This is a genomic window from Rhizobium sp. SRI_017 (assembly GCF_057586295.1).
The window spans coordinates 399,494-419,863 of sequence record NZ_JBYCZP010000001.1 but is presented as its reverse complement, the minus strand read 5'-3'; the positions used below and the strand labels follow the sequence as shown (position 1 = coordinate 419,863).

Here is a 20,370-nt window from a genome sequence, read left to right as displayed (position 1 = left end):
GCTCGCTAGGTTCCGGCCCTAAACCGGAGACGAATCGCGATGGCGGTCACCGCCCAATCCTTCACACCGTATGAAGCCATCGCTGTCGACCTGCTGCCGCATGCGGCGGACACGACCGATGGCTCTCACGACCTCGCCCATATCCTGCGCGTCTTCCGCAATGCCATGCGCATCCATGCTGTCGAAGGCGGCGATGGCGCGGTGCTGGCCGCCGCCGTGCTGCTGCATGATTGCGTCGCAGTCGAGAAGAATTCGCTGCTCCGCGCCCAGGCCTCGCGGCTTGCCGCCGAAAAGGCTTCCGCAATTCTCCGCCATCTCGATTGGCCGGAGGTCAAGGTCGTGGCGGTGGCGCATGCCGTCCTCACCCATTCCTTCTCCGCCAACATCCCGCCCGAGACGCTGGAGGCAAAGATCCTGCAGGATGCCGATCGTCTCGACGCCATCGGCATGGTCGGCGCAGCCCGCTGCTTCTATGTCGCCGGCCGCCTGAGCTCGGAACTCTACGATCCCGCCGATCCCAAGGCCGAGCACCGCGCCATCGACGACAAGCGCTACTCGATCGACCATTTCCCGGCCAAGCTTTTCAAGCTTGCCGATGGTTTCCAGACCGCGACCGGCGCCAAGCTCGCCCGGGAACGCCACGAACGGCTCGAACAATTCTACGATCTCTTCCTCGAGGAAATTTCATGAAGGTCCATTCGCTGCACATCTACCCCATGAAAAGCGCCCGCGTGATCGATCTCGATTCCTCCGACGTCGGCGCCTGGGGCCTCGAAGGCGACCGGCGCTACATGGTGACCGATCCAACCGGCAAGTTCATCACCCAGCGCGAATTGCAGGCGCTGGCACAGGTCACTGCGGTCGAGAGCGATGGCGTGCTGCATCTGACCAAAGCTGGCGAGGAGGGCGGCCTCTCTGTCACTTTCGATCCCGCTCGCCGCATCGATGTTGAGGTCTGGAACAGCCATGTCACGGCCGCGATCGCTGACGACCGGATCAATGCCAGGCTGAGCGACTGGCTCGGCCAGCCGGTGAAGCTCGTCCATGCCGACGAGATCACGCAGCGCCTGTGCAATCCGGACTGGGCCGGGGATGGCGTCGTGACCGGCTTCGCCGACGGCTATCCGGTTCTGATCACCACCACCGGCTCGCTCCGTCTGCTCAACGAGGCGACGATGGAGGAGGGCGCCCAGACCTTCGGCATGGAACGCTTCCGCCCCAACATCGTCATCGACCACGACGAACCCTTTGCGGACGACTTCTGGGGCGCCGTCGACATCGCCGGAATCCGCTTCGATCTCGTCAAACCCTGCGCCCGCTGCATCATGACCACCCAGGACCAGCTAACCGGCGAACGCGGCGGCCCCGATCCGATGCCGGCGATGCGCAAGCTCCGTATGTCCACGGATCGCCGCGTGCCGGGCGTGCTCTTTGGCTGGAACGCCGTGCCGCGAAGCTGCGGATCGATCAAGATTGGCGATCCGGTATCGGTGATCGAGCAGCGGCCCGAGGGCTGGCCAGTGAGACCTAGATAGGCTCAGGCTGCGATCGCGGTCTTCCTCAGCACCGAGTCGATCTCGTCAGCAACCGTTTTCGGCAGTGGCCCCTTGTCGAGCGCGCCGGCATTTTCCTCGACCTGTGCCACGGTTCGGAAGCCCGGGATCGGCAGCGTCCGCGCCGACTTCGCCCACAGCCAGGCAAGCGCGCCCTGCGACAACGTCCGCCCCTCGGCGCGCAGCAATTCCCTGATGGCATCGAGCATGCGCGCGAATTCCGGCGCCGCACGGCCGTCCTTGAAATAGACCATCCAATCCAGTGCCGCGCCGCGCACATCCTTCTCGCCGATTGTCTTGTCGGTCGAGAACTTGCCCGACAGCAGCCCCATGGCGAGCGGACCGCGATCGATTGAGATCAGCCCGTGCCTCTCGATCACCGCAAGCAGTTCCGTCGCCGGCGACAGCACGTTCATATTGTGCTGGATCGCCACGAAACCTTCGCGCTTGGCCTGCCGGTCGGCGCGATCCGGATAATCCGTGCTCCAGCCGAAGGCCCCGATCTTGCCCTCGGCCTTGAGCCGCTCCAGCACGTCGAAGACTGCGTCGGAGCCCACCGGATCGAAATCGTTGAGGTGAAACTGCAGGAGATCGAGCCGCTCCCGCTTCAGCCGCCTGAGCGATGTCTCCACCGAGGCGCGAACGAAAGCCTCGTCCGCGAAAGCACCCGTTGCCTGCTTGGTCGCCGGATCGGTGGCAAAGCCGAACTTGGTGGCGATCACCACATCCTTCCGGCCTTCCAACGCCCTGCCCAGCACCTCCTCCGAGTGCCCCGCGCCATAGTTCGATGCCGTGTCGAAGAACTGGATTCCGAGATCGAGCGCGCGATGCACCGCCGCGATCGATTCATTGTCGTCGACTTCGCCCCAACCGAGTGGGACGTCACCGGCATAGAAGGGGCCGCCGATCGCCCAGCAGCCCATGCCGAGTCGCGGTATCGTCTTCCCGTCCCAAAGCGTTATCGTCGTCTGGGTGGCTGTCATCTTCCTATCTCCCACATTGCGGGTCGCAGGTTACCCACCAGAGACGAAAGGGTGTAGCGCCAATTCCGCGAAGCATTTTTCGCCAATGAAAAATAAGGGAACGTCCAACGATCAGGCGCCTTTATTTCTGCTATCAATTTTTCACGCTTTTCGATTGTTCATGGCTGACGTAAATTCGGCCCTCAAGTCGAGGACACCCCATGAACGCCGTTAGCCGCAAAGATGCCATGCCGTGGATGATCATCATCTGCGGCTCCCTGATCGCCATGATCACCTTCGGTCCGCGATCGGGCATGGGCTTCTTCCAGCTGCCGCTGCTTGCCGACACCCACTGGAGCCGCGAAACCTTCGGTCTCGCCATCGCCATCCAGAACCTGTTCTGGGGCCTTGGCCAGCCCTTCTTCGGCGCGATGGCCGACAAATATGGCACGGCAAAGGTGCTCATGGCCTCGGCCGCGCTCTATGCCGCCGGCCTGCTCTTGATGTCCTCGCCCGTGCTCGCCTCAGCCCCGGAAAACGCGATCCTGCTCCATGTCGGTGGCGGCATCCTGTGCGGCTTGGGCGTCGCGGCGGGCTCCTTCAGCGTCATCCTCTCGGCCTTTGCCCGCAATGTGACGCCCGCCCAGCGCTCCATGGCCTTCGGCATCGCCACCGCCGCCGGTTCCGCCGGCATGATGGTCTTTGCCCCGCTCACCATCGCCCTCATTTCCGGCCTTGGCTGGCAGGGCGCCCTGATGGTGATGGCCGGCCTGATGGCCGCAATCCCCTTCCTCGCCATCGCGCTTCGCGGCAATTCCTCGTCCGGCACCCAGAGTGCCGCCCAGTTCCAGCAGACGGCAGGCCAGGCGCTCAGCGAGGCGCTCGGCCACCGCTCCTATCTGCTGCTCACGTCGGGCTTCTTCGTCTGCGGCTTCCAGGTCGCTTTCATCACCGCCCACTTCCCGGCCTATCTGCTCGACATCGGCATCCCGGCCTGGGTCGGCGGCGTCGCCATGCTGCTGATCGGCGGCTTCAACATCATCGGCTCGCTCGCGGCGGGCTATATCGGCCAGCGCTATTCAAAACCCTGGTTCCTGGCGCTGATCTATATCGGCCGCTCGATCGCGGTGACGCTGTTCCTGCTGCTGCCGATCACGCCTGCATCGGTCATCATCTTCTCGGCGGTCATGGGCCTGCTCTGGCTCTCCACCGTGCCGCCGACAAATGGCCTCGTCGCCATCATGTTCGGCACCCGCCATCTCGGCCTGCTCGGCGGCATCGTCTTTTTGTCGCACCAGATCGGCTCGTTTCTCGGCGTCTGGCTCGGCGGCTATCTCTACGATCACTTCAAGACCTACGACCCGGTCTGGTGGATCGGCGTGGCGCTCGGCATCTTCGCTGCCGTGGTACATTTCCCGATCAAGGAGTCGCTGGTCCCGGGTCGCCCGGTGCTCGCACCGGCGGAATGAAGTCTAGAGCCTGATTGCCACCACCCGGTGCACCACCTTGTAGGCCGGATCCAGCTCACCAAAGGGCGCGACCGGCCAGGGCCAAGCGGCCTCGGCCTGCGGCAGATTCGTGCCATGCATCAGGTCGTGCCGTTCCGCGACCTCGCCATTCTTGAGCAGCAATTCGAAACTGGTGTCGGTCAGCAGCAATCTCCGGCCCGGCGCTGAGCGCAGCCCGTCGAGATGCGCGGCAAGGACGGTCGCCGCATCCATTCCGATCATCTCTGCCGCCACCCCGAGCTGCGAGAGCAGGTTGGCCGAAATCACAAGGTCGATCTCCGGATCGTCGCGCAGGAAGTCGAGCCCGGCGGAAAGATCGCGCTGCAGGAAATGCAGATTGTGCAGTCCTTTCGCGAGCGCCCGGAGCCGCACGCTTGCGAGATGCTGGAGATCGTAGAGTCGCACCTCGCGAAAAGCCTTGGATAGCGCATCGATCGGCACATCGCGCAACAACCCGGACCCGAGGACGACGGCAACCCGACCCCGCTCGGGCAAATGCGTCCGCACGAATGCCTTGCACTTCGCCTCATGCTCCGACCAATCCCGGCCGCAGCGTCCGGCACGCGCCCAGAGCCGGACGGAGGAGTTGATCTCCGCCGCCTTCCGGCGTCGGGAGATCGCCCACGTCGCGGCAAAGTTCAGCGCTTCGAGGATCATCCGGACATCACACCAGCCGCAGCGGCGCGGGCGCCAGCGCGACATGCAGCTCGTGTCGCCCATCCGGCAGCCCCGGCAGGTAGCCGAAGTCGAGCTTCATGTCGGTCACCTTGAGCCGCGAGGCCTTGGCATGGGCCAGCAGAGCGCCGAAGCCTTGGCCGATATTTGCCAGTGGCCCGTCATGGATGAGCCGCAGATAGCGCTGGCCGGGAATGATCACCTTGGTCATTTCCGCGCGCACCTCGGACTTTTGCGCCCCGAGATAACCGACAATCTCGCGATAGATACCGTCCTCGACCGAGAGCGAGGCTTCGAGAAAAGCCGTGGCACCCGTATCCGCTGCAAACAGTTCGCGCCACGCCGCCGGCACCTTTGTCGATAGCTCCTGCCATGGCGCCTCGACCATCATGCCGATGATGACGAGTTCGGGCAGTTCAATCGTTTCGATCATTCTCTCATTCCGGGTAAGCGATGCGAAGCGCGCATCCTAGTGAGCCGGGTCCGGCCTGTCACCTCAGACACACCGTCAAGCCGCTTGCCGCTTTAGTCTCAATCCGTTAGAGCAAACCGGAATTTTAGTAGACCTTCCCCGGGCAAATCTCATGAGCGACAAGCAGAAGAAACCTCAGAAGCTGAAGGCGCGCCTGCCGCGCGGTTTTGTCGATCGCGAGGCCCATGACATCCGCGCCGTCAACGAGATGACGGCGAAGATCCGCGAGGTCTACGAGCGCTACGGTTTCGACCCGGTCGAGACGCCGCTCTTCGAATATACCGACGCGCTCGGCAAGTTCCTCCCCGACAGCGACCGCCCGAACGAAGGCGTCTTCTCGCTGCAGGACGACGACGAGCAGTGGATGAGCCTGCGCTACGACCTCACCGCGCCGCTCGCCCGCCACGTCGCGGAGAATTTCCAGGACATCCAGCTTCCCTACCGCACCTATCGCGCCGGCTATGTCTTCCGCAACGAAAAACCCGGCCCCGGCCGCTTCCGCCAGTTCATGCAGTTCGATGCGGATACGGTGGGTGCCGCGGGTGTGCAGGCGGATGCTGAGATGTGCATGATGATGGCCGATACGCTCGAAGCCTTGGGCATCAAGCGCGGGGACTATGTGATCCGGGTGAACAACCGGAAGCTCCTCGACGGAGTGATGGAAGCCGTCGATCTCGCAGGCGAGGAGAATGCCGGGCGACGCCTGGCGGTCCTGCGCGCCATCGACAAACTGGACAAGTTCGGCCCGGAAGGGGTCGAGCTTCTATTGGGAGCGGGTCGCAAGGATGAATCCGGCGATTTCACGAAAGGTGCGGGGCTTCGTGCGGAGCAAGTCGCACTGCTGATGGAATTCGTGCGCTTCAAGGAAACTCTTGGAGGAATTCGCCACAGCAATGCTCTCGATCACAAGGTGGACGGATACTTTCTGCCTTTTTCCCATCCGCAATCGGAGTGGGCAGATCTCATTGTAAGTGAGCATCACGGCGGGAGTGATCCGAGCAAGACGGAGCGGCTGCAGGGTAAATTCGAGCCGCTTAGGCAGCTCGTTGATGTGCCGGAAAGCCTCAATAACAATTTCAACCTAGACACACTGAGCATCTTCGCTCTGATCTTCGACCCTAATCCGAAGATCATCGAGGGGCTGAATGAGCTCGCACAAATCGCCATGCTCGTCGGGTCGGCAGGCTACGATGCGGATCGGATTGAAATCGACCCTTCAGTCGTCCGAGGTCTCGAATACTACACTGGCCCGGTCTACGAGGCTGAGCTCAAATTCGACGTCACCAACGAAAAAGGCGAAAAGGTCGTCTTCGGCTCGGTCGGCGGCGGTGGCCGTTACGATGGTCTCGTCTCCCGCTTCATGGGACAGCCTGTCCCGGCCACAGGCTTCTCCATCGGCGTCTCGCGCCTGATGACGGCGCTGAAGAATCTCGGCAAGCTCGGCACCGACGAAGTCCTCGCCCCCGTCGTCGTCTGCGTCATGGACCGCGACACCGAGAGCCTCGGCCGCTACCAGAAAATGGTCCAAGAACTCCGCCACGCCGGCATCCGCGCCGAAATGTACCAGGGCAACAAGAAGAATTTCGGTGACCAGCTGAAATATGCCGACCGCCGCGGTTCCCCGCTCGCGATCATCCAGGGCGGCAACGAGAGAAATCCCGTCGACGAAGCCGGCAATGCCTTGCCTCCAGTGGTCATCATCAAGGACCTGATCGAAGGCAAGCGCCTCTCGGGCGAGATCACGGACAATGTTGCCTGGCGCGAGGCCCGAGTGGCGCAGGTGTCGGTGCCCGAGGGCGAACTGGTCGAGCGGGTGCGCGAGATGCTTGCAGCGCAGGCCGAGGACAGGAAGCGGTCGGGCTGATGCTGGCGGTTGGATTCTTCGCGAATAGGGCGTCGAACCCCTCACCAACTCCGGCCAGGCGCTCGGCTACGCCTCCCGCGGCCTTCGTATCCTCTCCCGCAAGGGGAGAGGTAAATGTGCCGCGCCCTCGGACCACAAACTCGACGATGTGGACGGGCGAGGTGGTGCCGCGACTCTACCTCTCCCCTTGCGGGAGAGGATACGAAGGCCAGGTGAATGAAGTGAACCCTTGGCCAAAGTTGGTGAGGGGTTTCGGAGCATCGAGCGCAGGAGCCACCCCATGCCCCTGATCAACGCCCCCGCCTTCGCCCCAGAACTGCTCTCTCTCTTCGACACCCTCAAGACCGAGCGCGTCGACACCCCTGTCATCCAGCCCGCCGAGCCCTTCCTCAACATGGCCGGCGAGGACCTGCGCCGCCGCATCTTCCTCACCGAGAGCGAGACCGGCGAGAGCCTCTGCCTGCGGCCGGAATTCACCATCCCCGTCTGCCTGCGCCATATCGAGACCGCGACCGGCACGCCGAAGCGTTATTCCTATCTCGGCGAGGTCTTCCGCCAGCGCCGCGACGGTGCCAACGAATTCTTCCAGGCCGGCATCGAGGATCTCGGCACCAAGGACGTCGCCAGTGCCGATGCCCGGGCCATCGCTGATGCCGTCCAGATCCTCAAGGCGCTGCTGCCGGGCCGTGCGCTGACCGTCACCATCGGCGACCAGTCGGTGTTCGAAGCCGTGGTTGCTGCGCTAGGTCTGCCTTCTGGCTGGCAGCGCCGGTTGATCCATGCCTTCGGAGAGGCCTCCAAGCTTGACCAACTCATGGATCGCCTTGCCAATGCCGAAGCCGCCACCGGTCTCGGCGCCGAGGTCGAAGCACTGCTCACCGCAGGCGATGAAGCCGCGTTGGTCGATCACATCGATGGCATCATGCAGGCGACCGGCTACTCCACCAATGCCAGCCGCTCTCCCTCGGAAATCGCCCGCCGCCTCAAGGAAAAGCGTGTCATCGCCGCGACCGCACTCGAGCCGGCCCAACTCGAGGCGCTCCGCGAATTCCTCTCGCTCAGCGTCAGCCTGAAATATGCGCCCGATGTGCTCGCGACCTTCGCGCGCCGCTCCGGCCTTAAGCTCGACGAAGCCGTCAACCGCTTCGATGCCCGTGTCGCCGCACTCGCCAATATCGGCGTCGAACTCTCGACCGTCACCTGGCGCGCCGCCTTCGGCCGTCCGCTCGATTACTATACCGGCCTCGTCTTCGAGGTGACGCCGCGCGACGACCACCGTGTGCTGGCCGGCGGCGGCCGGTTCGACCGCATGTTGACGCTGCTCGGCGCTGCCGAACCCATCCCGGCGGTCGGCTTCTCGCTCTGGCTCGACCGCATCCAAGCCCTGAGGAGCGCCGCATGATCACCATCGCGCTCCCCTCCAAGGGCCGGATGAAGGACGATGCAACCGCAATCTTCGAACGATCAGGCATGAAGATCGTGGCCGTCGGCAATGATCGTTCCTATCGCGGTCGCGTCGAGGGCATGGATGATGTCGAGATCGCCTTCCTCTCGGCCTCCGAGATTGCCCGCGAGATCGGCCAGGGCTCCGTCGATTTCGGCGTCACCGGCGAAGACCTCGTCCGCGAGGATCTTCCCGAGGCCGACGAGAAGGCCGAATTCTCAGTCCGCCTCGGCTTCGGCCATGCCGATGTCGTTGTCGCCGTGCCCGAGATCTGGCTCGACGTCGACACGATGGCCGACCTCGGCGACGTCGCCGCTGATTTCCGCAGCCGCCACGGCCGCCGCCTCGCCATCGCCACCAAATACTGGCGCCTCACCCAGCGGTTCTTCTCCAGCCAGCACGGCATCCAGCTCTACCGCATCGTCGAAAGCCTCGGCGCCACCGAGGGGGCACCGGCCGCCGGGCAGGCCGACATCATCGTCGACATCACCTCGACGGGCTCGACGCTGAGGGCAAATCACCTGAAGATCCTTTCGGATGGCGTGGTGCTGAAATCGGAGGCCTGCCTGGTGCGGGCACGAAAGGCGGAGCACGAGGGCAATGCGCGGATCGCGGAGATCGTCGCGGCGGTGAAGGCGGCGCTGTAGTCTTGCTTTAGTGTAGCGCGTGAGCTACATTGAATCATGAAGAGATACGAGATTGAAGTCTATCGAACGGCTGACGACATCGCGCCGTTTCAGATTTGGATGGAAGATCTGAGGGACAAGAAGGCGAAAACCAAGCTGACGGCGCGTCTCTTGCGAGCGCAAGGCGGCAACTTGGGTGATTGGAAGGAGATCAAAGGCGCCAAAGGCCTCTTCGAACTCCGGGAGCATTCTGGCCCCGGCTACCGTGTCTTCTTCAGTATCGTCGGACAGACAATCATCCTGCTCCTCGCTGGATCCACGAAGCAGGATCAAGATCGGGCGGTCGCCAAAGCCACCGACTATTTGGCGGATTATCTGCGAAGGAAAGAGCCATGATTTCACCGAGCAAACCCTTCGATTTCGGTTATCGCGATGAGTTGCTACGAGACCCGGAAAATGCAGCTGTTTATCTCGCCGACATCCTGCAGGACGGTGACATCGAGCTTTTCCAGGAGGCACTTCGTCACGTGGCCAAGGCGCAGGAAGGCGGCGTTAGCGCAGTTGCGGAACACGCACAGCTGAATCGCGAGAATCTTTATCGTGCACTTTCCAAAAAAGGAAAGCCGCAGCTGGAGACCGTCTCCAAGATGCTGTCGGCCATGGGACTTCGCTTCACGGTGATGCCTGCAGAATAGCCCGCCTCCAGCCTCGCTCCACCATCATATGGATTTAGTTAACCATAACGGGACTAGGCTCCCGAACCATGGACGATTCGGATTTTGAGCCGGATCGCGACCGGAGATCGAGATCGATGAAAGCCGCATTGAAGCCGAGAATCAACCTCGAAGGCCGCACGCCGCTCGAAACCGTCATTCCGCTGGCCACCCCCTTCATCGTTTTCATGGATCCGGCGAGTTCGTGCAATTTCACCTGCACCTTCTGCCCCACCGGCCATCGCGAGCTCATCAAGGATACCGGCCGCTTCAATGGCGCGATGAAATACGAGGTCTTCACCAAGGCGATCGACGATCTGGCCGAATTCGGCAAGCCGATCAAGGTCCTGCGCATGTACAAGGATGGCGAGCCCTTCCTCAACAAGCGCCTCGCCGACATGATCAAATATGCCAAGCAGAGCGGCCATGTCGATTACATCGATACGACCACCAACGGCACCTTCCTGACACCGGAACGCCTCGGCCCGGTCATCGAGGCCGGCCTCGACAAGATCAACATCTCCGTCGACGGCATGACCAAGGAGACCTACCAGCGCTTCACCGGCTTCAACTTCAACTTCGAAAAATTCGTCGAAGGCGTGAAGTGGCTCGATGCCAACAAGGGCAATATGGAAGTGACGATCAAGATCCCCGGTGAGCTCATCACCGAGGACGAGCGGCAGAAATTCTTCGATACGTTCGGCGATTATTGCGACCGCATCTTCATCGAGAATTTTGCGCCGTGCTGGCCGGAATTCAATGTCGAGGAACGCTCGGGCATCAAGATCGGCGAGAAGGGTATCTACCAGCAGGAACTGAAGCCCACCGATACCTGCCCGTACATCTTCTACGCCATGAGCGTGAATGCCGACGGCCTCGTCTCGTCCTGTTTCCTCGACTGGGGCCGCAAGCTGATCATCGGCGACGTCCGCGAAGAGACGCTCAAACAGATCTGGAATTCCGACAAGATGAATGCGCTGCGCCTCCAGCATCTGGAAGGCCGCCGCTGCGAGAACAAGGTGTGCGGCTCCTGCGGCCAGCTCACCCACTGCCTGCCTGACAGCATCGACGACCATCGCGACATGCTCTTGGAAAAGTTCCGCGCCAAGGTGCGGATCAACCCGAATGTCCCGGCGCCGGGTGGCCTCAAGCGCATGCCGCAGGTCGCTGCCGAGTAATGCATGTCCTGCATGTGACCGCCCATCTCGGCGGCGGGGTCGGCAAGGCCCACGCTGCCCTGACCGCGGCCATGCCCTTTCCCGCAAGGCAGAGTTTCCTGTTGCTCGAGGCGCCCAGGGACAGGCGTTACGCCGATGAGATTGCGGCATTGGGACGCCCCGTCGATATTGCCGTGAGCCTTGACGATGTGGCGGCACGCGCGGTGGAAGCCGATATCGTCCAGATTGAGTTCTGGAATCATCCGAAGCTGTTCGAATGCCTGGCACGGACGAATTTTCCAGCGATGCGGGCGGTGTTCTGGTCGCATGTTTCGGGGTTGTTCCGGCCGGTGATCCAGCCGGGATTTCTGGAAGAGGCCGATCGCTTTGCCTTCACTTCCCCGGCTTCACTTGAGATTGCGGCTGTTCAGGCGCTGCCTCAGGTACGACGAGAAAAGCTGGCTGTGATCGGAAGCGCCTTTGGATTCGAAGACGAAACCGAGCTATCGTCCCTTGTCGATCCCATCTGCTACCTCGGCACTGTCGACTTCGTGAAGATGCACCCCGGCTTCTTCGACGTGATCGACGCCCTGTCGGGCAATGAGACGGCCGCCATCTGGGGTGGCTTCGAGCCGAACGGCGACGTCGCGGCCAGAGCTTCCGCCATGCGCCACCCCGATCGCATCCGCCTTATGGGCCAGACCCCGGACCCGCGGACCGCTCTCTCCCAATCCCGCATCTTTTTCTACCCTCTCCAGCCCGATCATTACGGCACCGCGGAGAACGCCTTGGTCGAGGCAATGTCGCTCGGCCTCGTGCCGGTCGTGCTCGCCAATCCGGCGGAATGCGCGATTGTCCAGCAGGGCCAGACCGGCTTTATCGCAAGCTCGATCGCCGAATGCACCGAGATCCTCGAAATGCTGCTCGCTGATTCCGATCGCGTGGCGGAAGTCGGGGCCAATGCCCGCGAAACTGCGGCTCGGGCCTTCACGGCCAGCCGCTCGGCAAGGCAGTTCGTCGATCTCTGGTCCGGCTTGATGAAGGAGCCGAAACTGTCCCACGACTTCCGCCGCATCACCGGTTCGATGCCGCGCCAATGGTTCGAAGCGACGCAGTTTCTGCCGGGTGAGATGCCGGATGCCGTGACCGACACCGGCAAGCTATCGAAGGGGACGCTGTCGCATTTCCGCTCAGCCTTCCCAGACGATCCAAGCTGGGGCTGATCAGACCGCCTGAGCGCCGCAGATGATCCCGACCGGCACCAGGAAATTCCGGATGATGCCGTAGAATTCCTGGGCGTTGCGGGCACCGGCAATGTGGCGGTCGATCATCAGCAGGTTGCCATGCAGGCCGCGGCGTTTGTCGAGCGGACGTTCGCCGGCGAATTGCGGGCGGAAGATCGCGGCATGCGCGCCGCCGTCCCATAGCGTCAGCGCCCGGTAATAGGCGTTGCACTTGTCGTTGAAGGCCTGCGGCTCGGTCTCGAACATGCAGTCGATGATCATGGCGCGGATGAAGTTTTCCTGGCTGCCGGTCCACAGCGCACCCATTTCGGCAAAGGCGGAGAACTGGATTTCGGCGATGCCTGCGGTCAAGCCGATGCCGGCATGGAAGGGGAAATCGGCGCGGACAAGCGGCTTGGCCGGCGTCTCGTAAGGTTTGGCGTTGATGACGGAAAGCGGGCGCGAGCAGAAGGCGAATTTCTCGCCCATGAGGACTGTGCGTGCGGCCCATTCCCATTGCGGCAACGCATGTTCCCGGCCGGCGACGCGGATCGAGCCGAGAACGGTTTCAGCCAGCTCGCGGGAAATGATGGCATGGTAGATGCCGAAGGGCATCTTGGGCACATTGGCCGAGCCTTCCCAGAGGTAGAACGACTTGAGCATGTCGGTCTTGTTGAGCTCGACGATGTCGTGCTTGGTCGGGATCGCAACGGATGAGCTCTTGCCCGGCTCGGCGCCCGGATTGATCTGCAGTGCGTTCCAGCCGATCGAATCGACCGTGCCGAGCTTGCCCTTGACGAATTCGGCGACGGCGAGTGCTTCGGGTTCGAAAATGTCGTCGGGACGGACGACGGAAATCCACGGGGCTTTCGCAGCTTCGATGCCGGCGGCCCATAGCGAGACGGCCGAGGCGATGGGCGTCGAGGGCACGACGATCCGCACGCGCTTGTCGAGCTCAGTGAGCGATGCCAGCTCCTCGCGGGCAGCGACCTCCGCCGAGGCCGGGACGATAAGGATTTCGAGATCGATGCCAGGCTTGGCAGCGAGCGCCTTGATCAGCGTTTCGGGCCGCGCCTCATGCGCTTCGACCGGGATGATGAGGCTCAGACCTGCCATGGGTTTCAGCTCCAGAATGGGTTTGGGCAGACATGCGCGGCGCGTCCGGAGGGGATGGCGGCCCCTCGATCCGGACGTGCCCGGGCGGGATGTTGCCCGTCCGCTTCCGTCTGCCCATGAGCGAGGTTTCTACGTGGCTTATCTTGAGCGAAGCTATTGCTTGAAAGCGACAATCCGGTCGAGCGGGCCGAGGGACTGGACTCCTGCGAGCAAAGCCCTGGCCTCGGCCGCATCCATGTTCATCTGCGCGACCAGCGGATCAAGACCTTCGAACTTGAGTTCGGGCCGCAGGAAGCCGAAGAAGGTGACGGAACAGGTCTGGCCGTAGAGGTCGCCGGCATAGTCGAAAAGCACGGTTTCGAGCAGTGGCGCGCCGTCATTATCGACAGTCGGGCGATAGCCGAAGCTGGCGACGCCATCATGCAGGACGCCATCGGCAGCACGGAAGCGGACGGCATAGATGCCGGGCTTGAGTCGGACTTCCGGGGGCAGCGCCATATTGGCGGTCGGAAAGCCGAGCGTGCGGCCGAGCTTCTTGCCGTGGATCACCTCGGCTTCAACCGTGTAGCGATAGCCGAGCAGACCGGCGGCCTGGGCGACATCGCCCTCGGCAACCAGGTCACGGATGCGGCTCGAGGACACGACGTGGGCGCCCTCGTCACGGAAGGCGTCGAGCAGGTGTGCGCCGAAGCCATAGCGGCCGCCGGCGGCGAGCAGATAGGCCGGCCCCCCCTCGCGGTCCTTGCCGAAATGGAAATCGAAGCCGGTCACGACATGGCGAGCGCCGATCCAGTCGAGGATAATCGAATGGATGAATTCGTCAGGCGAGCGGGTCGCGAAATCGCGGTCGAAGGGATATTCCAGCACCGCATTGAAGCCGAGCGCTTCCAGGAGCTTGGCCTTGAGCGGCGCGGGGGTGAGCCGGAAGACCGGCTGGTCGGGCCGGAAGACGGTGCGCGGATGCGGCTCGAAAGTGAGCACGAGCGAGGGGATGCGCTGGTCGGCGGCGATCTCCAGCGCGCGGCCGAGCACGGCCTGATGGCCGCGATGCACACCGTCGAAATTACCAATGGCGATGACTCCTCCCCGTAGGGAGGCCGGCAGTTCGCCACGCTTTTCGTTGCGATGAAAAACTGTCATGGAGAGGTCCTCACGCAAGACGCGGCATCCACCAGCGCGGCTCCGCCTGGTGGCTCGCGAGGAAATCATCGAGCGCGCGCTGGTCGGTGACGTCGCCGGTCATATATTCGCGGGCGTGGATGCCGGCGGAGATGTAGAGCAGGTCGAGGCCTTCGCTGAGCGCGCCGCGGACATCGGTCGGCATGCCGTCGCCGATCGCGACGATACGCGCCGGGTCGATCATCTCGCGCAATTCCGTGGCCTGCCGCAGGGCCTCCTCGTAGATCGGCCGATGCGGCTTGCCGGCGATGCGGGTCTCGCCGCCGAGCGTTTCGTAAAACGCCGCCACGGCGCCGGCGCACGGGATCAGCCGCTCGCCGCGCTCGACGATCAGATCCGGATTGGCGCAGATCATGGGAATGTTGCGGTCGGCAAAGCGCGTCAGCAGATCGCGGTAGTCCTCGGGCGTCTCGGTCTCGTCGTCGAAGAAGCCGGTGCAGACGATGATATCCGCGTCCCGTTCCTTCACTGGGAAGGCCTCGGTACCCTCGAGCAGGGGAAGGTCGCGATCGGGGCCAAGCAGGAAGACATTCGGAGGTCCCTGGCGGATCAGGGCACGGGTCACGTCGCCTGACGTGACGATCCGGTCCCAGGCTTCGCGTGGCACGCCGATGCCGTCGAGCTGGATCGCGACGCTGTCATTGGGGCGGGGCGAATTGGTGATCAACACCACGCTCACACCCTTGTCGCGCGCTTCGATGAGTGCAGCGGCGGCATCGGAGAAGGGCGACACGCCATTATGCAGCACGCCCCAGACATCGCAGAGGATCACGTCGTAATGCGGCGTAATGTCCTTCAGGGACTGGATGCGTTCAGGCATGGGATGCTCCGGTTCGGATTTCTGGCGCTGCGATTGCGGGCGCGAATAGCGAATAGCGTTTGCGGGTCGGGGAAGGCAATAGGGGATGGGTGGGTTGACTGGTATTGATTCCCACCGTTCGGCCTATGCCGGTGCGGATGGGTTCCATTCCACCCCTCACCAGCTTCGGCCAAGGGCTCACTACGTTCACCCGGCCTTCGTATCCTCTCCCACAAGGGGAGAGGTAGACTGGCCGCACCGTGTCGCCTTGCTGCAACGTCGAGTTCTGGTGACGCAGTGAGGCGGATCTACCTCTCCCCTTGTGGGAGAGGATACGAAGGCCGGGTGAGCAAAGCGAAGCCTTGGCCGAAGTTGGTGAGGGGTGAAATTGTTGCTTCCCAAGATTCAAAACACACCTCCGCATTCACGCGAGCCTTTCCGCCCCGTGGTTTGATCATGTTACTCTCCCGATCCCCTTGCTTTCGCATGAAGGATCGGCCGGGGCACGAAATCGTGCCACAGTTAGTGACCGGCGTGGACCGGTCGTTAAGACACGCTTCCGTGCCCCGTTCGGTGGTTTTTCCCGTGCAACTCCGGTCCCTCTGCGTCATCGGATGCCTTGGGAACGGGGACGCTTGTTCAGCCTCCACGCCCGCGATGTGAGACCCGCCATCCATCGCTGGATTGCCGACGGCAGAGCCGCGGCGGGGCTTGCGGGACCATCACCTCCCGCCTGGCATCCGATGCCTCCTATGCCTCACAGGCACGCCAGGCCCTTTTTCAGGCCTGAGGAGGACCATTTTCTGCACGGGCCCGGGCATGGAGCTTTGCGTCGTCTCCCCACACCAGCAACACCGGCCCCGCCTCGACGCATCGCCATGCGCTGTAGCCGATGCGGGACGGGGTGATTATCGCATGGCTGGAGGGGGCGGGGAAAATCGAAGTCAAGCCATAGAAAAATAAGGCAAAAGCCCGTGCATTCGATCGGTCTGATTTTCTCTCGGGAACGGGCCTCATTGACGTCTCGGGGCTTTTGCATCCGGCTGGCTTCACGTATTCCTGGCACGTACGAACAGGGGAGCCCAGCATGATCCGTCACACCGTCGTCTTCAATCTCAAGCATGCCAAGGGTTCGGCCGAGGAGAAGAAATTCCTCAAGGATGCGCTGGTGCTGACCGAAATTCCGGGGGTCAACGCCTTCGAGCAACTCAGGCAGGTGAGCCCGAAGAACAACTACAGCTTCGGCTTCTCGATGGAGTTCGACGACCAGGCGGCCTATGACGGCTATAACGTCCACCCGCTGCATGTCGCCTTCGTGCGCGACCGTTGGCTGGTCGAGGTTTCCGACTTCATGGAGATCGACTACGTGAGAATATGAACGGAGTCATTGATGCAGGAACGTGAGGAAGAGCTGGAAGGGCGGGAAACCCAGCGCCTTGAAAAATTCGCCGCAATGCAATCATTCGTCGATGCCGGCTTAAGGAGCGGCATCGGCACGGCAACTCGCGACGAGTTGTTCAGCAAGGCTCGCGAAATGAATGCTGCCGAAGACCGGGCCGAAGCGTCGCGCTCAAGCTAAGCCCGCAGCCTTCACCGCCATGCCGAGCGCCCCGCAGACGCCGAGGGTCAGGAATATTCCGGCCTTGAACCTCAGTAGCATTGCAGCGGAGAGAAGCGCCAGCACCAGCGCGGCAGGGCTGAGCGTCGACCATTCCGGCCAGGCGAGGACGAAAGGCCCGGCGGCGACCTCGCCGACTTTGGCAAAGAATACATGATTCGCGAACCAGATCGCGAGGTTGAGGATGACACCGGTCACGGCGGCCGAGATGGCTGTCAGCGCGCTCGCGATCGCCTTGTTCTCGCGCAGGCGCTCCACCCAGGGTGCGCCCAGAAAGATCCAGAGGAAGCAGGGCACGAAGGTGACCCAGGTGGTCAGCGTGGCGCCCAGCACGCCGCCCATCAGCGGCGAGAGGTCGCCCGGTGCGCGGTGGGCGGCCATGAAGCCGGTGAAGGTCAGAACCAGCACGAGCGGGCCGGGCGTTGTCTCGGCCAGCGCGAGGCCGTCGAGCATTTCGCCGGGTTGGAGCCAGTGATAGTGGTCGACAGCCTGCTGGGCGACATAGGCGAGCACGGCATAGGCGCCGCCGAAGGTGACGACCGCCATCTTGGAGAAGAAGGTGCCGATGTCCAGATAGGCGCCGGGATTGCCTGCGAGCCAGATGATCAGGAAGGGCAGGGCCCAGAGCGCGCCCCAGACGAGCACGGCGCCGACCGCCTTGCCTGGCGTGGCGCGGTTGCCGGCGCCGAGACGATCCTCTTCCTCCCTGGCGGCACTGCCATGGGCCATGCCCGGCACGCGCGAGCCCAGGCGATGCAGCACATAGCCGGCGACGCCGGCGACGAGGATGACGAGCGGGAAGGGCGCCTTGAGCAGGAAGAGGACGAGGAAGGCCAGCACGGCGATGGCGCGCATGGCATTGGTCTTGAGCGCCCGCCGGCCAATGCGGATCACCGCCTCGATGACGATGGCGAGCACCGCGGCCTTGAGGCCGAAGAACAGGCTGGCCAGCCAGTCGGTCTGGCCCCAGAGCGCATAGGCCGTCGAGAGCCCCAGCATGACGAAGAAGCCCGGAAGCACGAAAAGCACGCCCGCCACCACGCCGCCCTTCCAGCCATGCATGAGCCAGCCGATATAGGTCGCGAGCTGCTGGGCCTCGGGGCCCGGCAGCAGCATGCAGAAATTGAGCGCATGCAGGAACCGGCCCTCCGACACCCAACGGCGTTCGTCGACCAGTTCCTTGTGCATCAGCGCGATCTGGCCCGCTGGCCCGCCGAAGGAGAGCAGGCCGATCCTGGCCCAGACGCGGGTCGCCTCGGCGAAGGTCGGGAGCGGGGCAGGGCCGGCCTCAACCGACGTCGCATCCGCGGCGGTCATGGCTTGGCCCTCTTCGGCGCGTGAGCTTCCCAGGTGTGGCGCTCCTCGGTCGCGTCGCGCGCCCAGCGATAGAAGGCGTCATAGACCAGCATGCCGTCTTCGAGTTGGGCGAGGTCGCTGACATGCATGCGCGAGAGGCCGAGCGAGACGGCGAGCAGGCCAGCTGCCTGCGGCGCGAGGTCGAGCCGGTCGGTATCGGCGGCGCGGACGACATCGGCGAGGCGCTTGAGCGCAGGGAAATCGAGGCGGAACTCTTCGATCATCGTGTCGAAGGTGCAGGTCTCGCCGCGGTGGCTCCAGAAGACGCCCTCGATGTCGAAGGGCGTGGCGCCGAATTTCTCAGCCACCGCAGGCACCTCGGCCGCGCTGACGAAAAGGAAGCGCGCGGCGGGATCGACGAAGCGGCGGATCAGCCAGGGGCAGGCGATACGGTCGATCTTCGGCCGCGAGCGGGTGACCCAGAGCGTGCCGCCACGCGCCGTATTGCCGGGGATTTTCTCCACCGGCACCATCGGCAGGCCGGCGGCGATCCAGGCCTCGCTGCCGCCCTCGAGGATTTCGGCTGTTGCGCCGGCGAGCCGGAGGAAGGCGGCGACGCCTTCGGAGAGCTTCTTGCCACGCTTGCAGGTCACGACGACGGATGCGTCGGCATAGCTGCCGGCCCAGTGCGCGACATCGTTGAAATCGAGCCGGACCGAGGAGGGGATGATGAAGGGATGGGCCGCGAAATCCTCGTCGTCGCGAACATCGATCAGAACGGGGGATTGCGGGGTGCCGACGAGCTTCGACAGCTTGTCGGCGGAAATGGCGCCAAAATTTGCCACGGCTTTGCTCCAGAATTTGAGATCGGGATGCGAAACTGCAGCTTGGCGCCTCGTGGAGTATTCGCACACTCCATATCCTGATTTGTGTCAAATGACCGCGAGCGTGTCAACGGCGGTGTGCGGCGGCGATTTAGTCTGCTATAGGCGCGCCATGTCTGCATGGCATGCGTCACGTCACGCTTGCGACGGTGGGTGACGGAGCCGCATTCGCACTTGCATCGGCACGCGCCGATGCGGCACAAGCATCCGCATTATCCCGATTTGCATCACCGACATGCGCATCCGGAACACTGGGGCGGGACCGCCTGGATCGATGAGAGAGATGGCATCATTCGATATTCGCAAAGTTGAGCCGGGAGAGGCCGACGCCGTGGCCCATGTGCTGCGCGCGTCCTTCGACGACAGCCTGCCATGGCTTGTCGGACGATACACGCCCGAGCAGGACCGGCAGTTCGTGAAGGAGCATCTCTTTCCGGCATGCGAGATCTGGGGCGCCTTCGCTCCCGACCTGGTCGGTGTGATCGCGCTCCAGCCGAGCTGGGTGGACCAGCTTTACGTCCTGCCGGGACGGCAGGGGGACGGCATCGGCAAGGCGCTTCTCGAGGTCGCGAAGAAGGCCAATACTGAGCTCACGCTCTGGACGTTCCAGCGCAACGCGGCGGCGCGCAGCTTCTACGAACGCAACGGATTCATCGCGCTTGAGGAAACCGACGGGCTGAGGAACGAGGAGCAGGAGCCTGACGTGCTCTATCAATGGACGGCGGATGGCGTGGAGGCCAACCGCACCGCAGAGCGCGGCTGTTGACGGCAGCGTTTTCGCGATTCACCATTCCCGGCAAAATTTTTCCGATCGCAATCCTTGACTCGCGAAATGGGCGAGCCTAGATCAGCGCCGTTAGCACTCAGAGGAGATGAGTGCTAACATCAGTTATTCATCCGGGCCCATTCATCAAGTCCCGGCAATGTCATTTGATCGAGGAAACAGACGATGGCAACCACCAATTTCCGTCCCCTCCATGACCGCGTCGTCGTGCGCCGTGTGGAATCCGAAGAAAAGACAAAGGGCGGCATCATCATCCCCGACACCGCCAAGGAAAAGCCGCAGGAAGGCGAAGTCATCGCCGTCGGCACCGGCACCCGTGACGACAAGGGCGCTCTCGTCGCTCTCGACGTCAAGGCTGGTGATCGCGTCCTGTTCGGCAAGTGGTCGGGCACCGAAGTCAAGCTCAATGGCGAAGACCTTCTGATCATGAAGGAAAGCGACATCATGGGCGTTATCGGCTGATTGGCCGGAACTTTCACCTATTCCAAGACAACCAA

At 63.0% G+C, this 20,370-nt stretch carries 22 protein-coding genes and 1 pseudogene; 15 read left to right on the top strand and 8 right to left on the bottom strand.

Annotated features, from left to right (window positions below; translation table 11 throughout):
- Window positions 1–39: 39 nt before the first annotated feature.
- Both AC2YI2_RS02070 and AC2YI2_RS02065 read left to right on the top strand, forming a co-directional pair.
- Complete coding sequence (locus tag AC2YI2_RS02070) at window positions 40–690, top strand: HD domain-containing protein (protein WP_487384756.1); 651 nt, start codon at window positions 40–42, stop codon at window positions 688–690.
- Entirely contained in the window at window positions 687–1,535 is an 849-nt protein-coding gene (locus AC2YI2_RS02065) for an MOSC domain-containing protein (protein ID WP_487384755.1), read from the top strand. The genes AC2YI2_RS02070 and AC2YI2_RS02065 overlap by 4 nt, the downstream gene beginning before the upstream one ends.
- A 2-nt stretch (window positions 1,536–1,537) precedes the next feature.
- On the opposite strand, the gene AC2YI2_RS02060 is transcribed toward AC2YI2_RS02065, so the two are convergent.
- Window positions 1,538–2,536, bottom strand: coding sequence for an aldo/keto reductase (locus AC2YI2_RS02060; protein ID WP_487384754.1), 999 nt, complete (start codon window positions 2,534–2,536; stop codon window positions 1,538–1,540).
- A 200-nt stretch (window positions 2,537–2,736) separates the two neighbouring features.
- On the opposite strand from AC2YI2_RS02060, the gene AC2YI2_RS02055 reads away from it, so the two are divergent.
- On the top strand, window positions 2,737–3,984 hold the full coding sequence (locus AC2YI2_RS02055; RefSeq protein WP_487384753.1) for an MFS transporter: 1,248 nt from the start codon (window positions 2,737–2,739) through the stop codon (window positions 3,982–3,984).
- Between the two features lie 3 nt (window positions 3,985–3,987).
- Here AC2YI2_RS02055 and AC2YI2_RS02050 read toward each other — a convergent pair whose 3' ends face one another.
- Both AC2YI2_RS02050 and AC2YI2_RS02045 read right to left on the bottom strand, forming a co-directional pair.
- Window positions 3,988–4,725 carry a hypothetical protein gene (locus AC2YI2_RS02050; protein ID WP_487384752.1) on the bottom strand — a complete coding sequence of 246 codons (738 nt, stop codon included), beginning with the start codon at window positions 4,723–4,725 and terminating at the stop codon, window positions 3,988–3,990.
- Window positions 4,688–5,131, bottom strand: coding sequence for a GyrI-like domain-containing protein (locus AC2YI2_RS02045; RefSeq protein ID WP_487384751.1), 444 nt, complete (start codon window positions 5,129–5,131; stop codon window positions 4,688–4,690). Before AC2YI2_RS02045 ends, AC2YI2_RS02050 begins: the two co-directional genes overlap by 38 nt.
- 151 nt (window positions 5,132–5,282) lie before the next feature.
- Here AC2YI2_RS02045 and AC2YI2_RS02040 point away from each other — a divergent pair, with 151 nt between their 5' ends.
- The 7 genes from AC2YI2_RS02040 to AC2YI2_RS02010 all read left to right on the top strand — a co-directional run bounded on the left by AC2YI2_RS02040 (window position 5,283) and on the right by AC2YI2_RS02010 (window position 12,197).
- Window positions 5,283–7,034: a histidine--tRNA ligase gene (locus AC2YI2_RS02040; RefSeq protein ID WP_487384750.1), complete on the top strand. Its 1,752-nt coding sequence runs from the start codon at window positions 5,283–5,285 to the stop codon at window positions 7,032–7,034.
- A 280-nt stretch (window positions 7,035–7,314) separates the two neighbouring features.
- Window positions 7,315–8,436, top strand: a complete 1,122-nt coding sequence (locus AC2YI2_RS02035; RefSeq protein WP_487384749.1) for an ATP phosphoribosyltransferase regulatory subunit — start codon at window positions 7,315–7,317, stop codon at window positions 8,434–8,436.
- Window positions 8,433–9,125: an ATP phosphoribosyltransferase gene (gene hisG, locus AC2YI2_RS02030; RefSeq protein WP_487384748.1), complete on the top strand. Its 693-nt coding sequence runs from the start codon at window positions 8,433–8,435 to the stop codon at window positions 9,123–9,125. The genes AC2YI2_RS02035 and hisG overlap by 4 nt, the downstream gene beginning before the upstream one ends.
- Before the next feature lie 36 nt (window positions 9,126–9,161).
- Window positions 9,162–9,500, top strand: coding sequence for a type II toxin-antitoxin system RelE/ParE family toxin (locus tag AC2YI2_RS02025; RefSeq protein WP_487384747.1), 339 nt, complete (start codon window positions 9,162–9,164; stop codon window positions 9,498–9,500).
- Window positions 9,497–9,799, top strand: coding sequence for an addiction module antidote protein (locus tag AC2YI2_RS02020; RefSeq protein ID WP_487384746.1), 303 nt, complete (start codon window positions 9,497–9,499; stop codon window positions 9,797–9,799). The genes AC2YI2_RS02025 and AC2YI2_RS02020 overlap by 4 nt, the downstream gene beginning before the upstream one ends.
- A gap of 116 nt (window positions 9,800–9,915) precedes the next feature.
- Window positions 9,916–10,995: a radical SAM/SPASM domain-containing protein gene (locus tag AC2YI2_RS02015; protein ID WP_487384745.1), complete on the top strand. Its 1,080-nt coding sequence runs from the start codon at window positions 9,916–9,918 to the stop codon at window positions 10,993–10,995.
- Window positions 10,995–12,197 (top strand): glycosyltransferase, encoded by a 1,203-nt coding sequence (locus AC2YI2_RS02010; protein WP_487384744.1) that lies wholly within the window; start codon window positions 10,995–10,997, stop codon window positions 12,195–12,197. Before AC2YI2_RS02015 ends, AC2YI2_RS02010 begins: the two co-directional genes overlap by 1 nt.
- Here the strand turns inward: AC2YI2_RS02010 and AC2YI2_RS02005 are convergent, their stop codons facing one another.
- From AC2YI2_RS02005 to AC2YI2_RS01995, 3 genes are all read right to left on the bottom strand, one after another.
- Window positions 12,198–13,313 (bottom strand): hypothetical protein, encoded by a 1,116-nt coding sequence (locus AC2YI2_RS02005; RefSeq protein WP_487384743.1) that lies wholly within the window; start codon window positions 13,311–13,313, stop codon window positions 12,198–12,200.
- 153 nt (window positions 13,314–13,466) lie between these two features.
- A complete protein-coding gene (locus AC2YI2_RS02000) occupies window positions 13,467–14,453 on the bottom strand; it encodes a bifunctional riboflavin kinase/FAD synthetase (protein WP_487384742.1) in 987 nt (328 codons plus the stop codon).
- A 10-nt stretch (window positions 14,454–14,463) separates the two neighbouring features.
- Window positions 14,464–15,312: a TIGR01459 family HAD-type hydrolase gene (locus AC2YI2_RS01995; RefSeq protein WP_487384741.1), complete on the bottom strand. Its 849-nt coding sequence runs from the start codon at window positions 15,310–15,312 to the stop codon at window positions 14,464–14,466.
- 1,066 nt (window positions 15,313–16,378) lie between these two features.
- Here AC2YI2_RS01995 and AC2YI2_RS01990 point away from each other — a divergent pair.
- Window positions 16,379–16,669, top strand: a complete 291-nt coding sequence (locus AC2YI2_RS01990) for a Dabb family protein (RefSeq protein WP_487384740.1) — start codon at window positions 16,379–16,381, stop codon at window positions 16,667–16,669.
- 12 nt (window positions 16,670–16,681) lie between these two features.
- On the top strand, window positions 16,682–16,870 hold the full coding sequence (locus AC2YI2_RS01985) for a hypothetical protein (protein ID WP_487384739.1): 189 nt from the start codon (window positions 16,682–16,684) through the stop codon (window positions 16,868–16,870).
- On the opposite strand, the gene chrA is transcribed toward AC2YI2_RS01985, so the two are convergent.
- Together chrA and AC2YI2_RS01975 are read right to left on the bottom strand one after the other, a co-directional pair.
- Entirely contained in the window at window positions 16,862–18,226 is a 1,365-nt protein-coding gene (gene chrA, locus AC2YI2_RS01980) for a chromate efflux transporter (RefSeq protein WP_487384738.1), read from the bottom strand. The two genes, AC2YI2_RS01985 and chrA, sit on opposite strands and share 9 nt — an antisense overlap.
- Entirely contained in the window at window positions 18,223–19,050 is an 828-nt protein-coding gene (locus AC2YI2_RS01975) for a chromate resistance protein ChrB domain-containing protein (protein ID WP_487384737.1), read from the bottom strand. Before AC2YI2_RS01975 ends, chrA begins: the two co-directional genes overlap by 4 nt.
- 192 nt (window positions 19,051–19,242) lie before the next feature.
- Here AC2YI2_RS01975 and AC2YI2_RS01970 point away from each other — a divergent pair.
- The 3 genes and pseudogenes from AC2YI2_RS01970 to groES form a co-directional block, all read left to right on the top strand.
- Window positions 19,243–19,332, top strand: a pseudogene (locus AC2YI2_RS01970) (EamA family transporter); the annotation flags it as partial.
- A 40-nt stretch (window positions 19,333–19,372) separates the two neighbouring features.
- Window positions 19,373–19,855: a GNAT family N-acetyltransferase gene (locus tag AC2YI2_RS01965; protein WP_487384736.1), complete on the top strand. Its 483-nt coding sequence runs from the start codon at window positions 19,373–19,375 to the stop codon at window positions 19,853–19,855.
- A gap of 183 nt (window positions 19,856–20,038) precedes the next feature.
- The gene (groES, locus tag AC2YI2_RS01960; protein WP_487384735.1) at window positions 20,039–20,335 is read left to right on the top strand and encodes a co-chaperone GroES; all 297 of its coding nucleotides are present in this window, start codon (window positions 20,039–20,041) and stop codon (window positions 20,333–20,335) included.
- Window positions 20,336–20,370: the final 35 nt, after the last annotated feature.

What these genes read in the sequence shown, in the direction of transcription:
- AC2YI2_RS02070 (WP_487384756.1), top strand. Translation starts at nt 40, where the DNA reads ATGGCGGTCACCGCCCAATCCTTCACACCGTATGAAGCCATCGCTGTC.
- AC2YI2_RS02065 (WP_487384755.1), top strand. Translation starts at nt 687, where the DNA reads ATGAAGGTCCATTCGCTGCACATCTACCCCATGAAAAGCGCCCGCGTG.
- AC2YI2_RS02060 (WP_487384754.1), bottom strand. Translation starts at nt 2,536, where the DNA reads ATGACAGCCACCCAGACGACGATAACGCTTTGGGACGGGAAGACGATA.
- AC2YI2_RS02055 (WP_487384753.1), top strand. Translation starts at nt 2,737, where the DNA reads ATGAACGCCGTTAGCCGCAAAGATGCCATGCCGTGGATGATCATCATC.
- AC2YI2_RS02050 (WP_487384752.1), bottom strand. Translation starts at nt 4,725, where the DNA reads ATGTCGCGCTGGCGCCCGCGCCGCTGCGGCTGGTGTGATGTCCGGATG.
- AC2YI2_RS02045 (WP_487384751.1), bottom strand. Translation starts at nt 5,131, where the DNA reads ATGATCGAAACGATTGAACTGCCCGAACTCGTCATCATCGGCATGATG.
- AC2YI2_RS02040 (WP_487384750.1), top strand. Translation starts at nt 5,283, where the DNA reads ATGAGCGACAAGCAGAAGAAACCTCAGAAGCTGAAGGCGCGCCTGCCG.
- AC2YI2_RS02035 (WP_487384749.1), top strand. Translation starts at nt 7,315, where the DNA reads ATGCCCCTGATCAACGCCCCCGCCTTCGCCCCAGAACTGCTCTCTCTC.
- hisG (WP_487384748.1), top strand. Translation starts at nt 8,433, where the DNA reads ATGATCACCATCGCGCTCCCCTCCAAGGGCCGGATGAAGGACGATGCA.
- AC2YI2_RS02025 (WP_487384747.1), top strand. Translation starts at nt 9,162, where the DNA reads ATGAAGAGATACGAGATTGAAGTCTATCGAACGGCTGACGACATCGCG.
- AC2YI2_RS02020 (WP_487384746.1), top strand. Translation starts at nt 9,497, where the DNA reads ATGATTTCACCGAGCAAACCCTTCGATTTCGGTTATCGCGATGAGTTG.
- AC2YI2_RS02015 (WP_487384745.1), top strand. Translation starts at nt 9,916, where the DNA reads ATGAAAGCCGCATTGAAGCCGAGAATCAACCTCGAAGGCCGCACGCCG.
- AC2YI2_RS02010 (WP_487384744.1), top strand. Translation starts at nt 10,995, where the DNA reads ATGCATGTCCTGCATGTGACCGCCCATCTCGGCGGCGGGGTCGGCAAG.
- AC2YI2_RS02005 (WP_487384743.1), bottom strand. Translation starts at nt 13,313, where the DNA reads ATGGCAGGTCTGAGCCTCATCATCCCGGTCGAAGCGCATGAGGCGCGG.
- AC2YI2_RS02000 (WP_487384742.1), bottom strand. Translation starts at nt 14,453, where the DNA reads ATGACAGTTTTTCATCGCAACGAAAAGCGTGGCGAACTGCCGGCCTCC.
- AC2YI2_RS01995 (WP_487384741.1), bottom strand. Translation starts at nt 15,312, where the DNA reads ATGCCTGAACGCATCCAGTCCCTGAAGGACATTACGCCGCATTACGAC.
- AC2YI2_RS01990 (WP_487384740.1), top strand. Translation starts at nt 16,379, where the DNA reads ATGATCCGTCACACCGTCGTCTTCAATCTCAAGCATGCCAAGGGTTCG.
- AC2YI2_RS01985 (WP_487384739.1), top strand. Translation starts at nt 16,682, where the DNA reads ATGCAGGAACGTGAGGAAGAGCTGGAAGGGCGGGAAACCCAGCGCCTT.
- chrA (WP_487384738.1), bottom strand. Translation starts at nt 18,226, where the DNA reads ATGACCGCCGCGGATGCGACGTCGGTTGAGGCCGGCCCTGCCCCGCTC.
- AC2YI2_RS01965 (WP_487384736.1), top strand. Translation starts at nt 19,373, where the DNA reads ATGGCATCATTCGATATTCGCAAAGTTGAGCCGGGAGAGGCCGACGCC.
- groES (WP_487384735.1), top strand. Translation starts at nt 20,039, where the DNA reads ATGGCAACCACCAATTTCCGTCCCCTCCATGACCGCGTCGTCGTGCGC.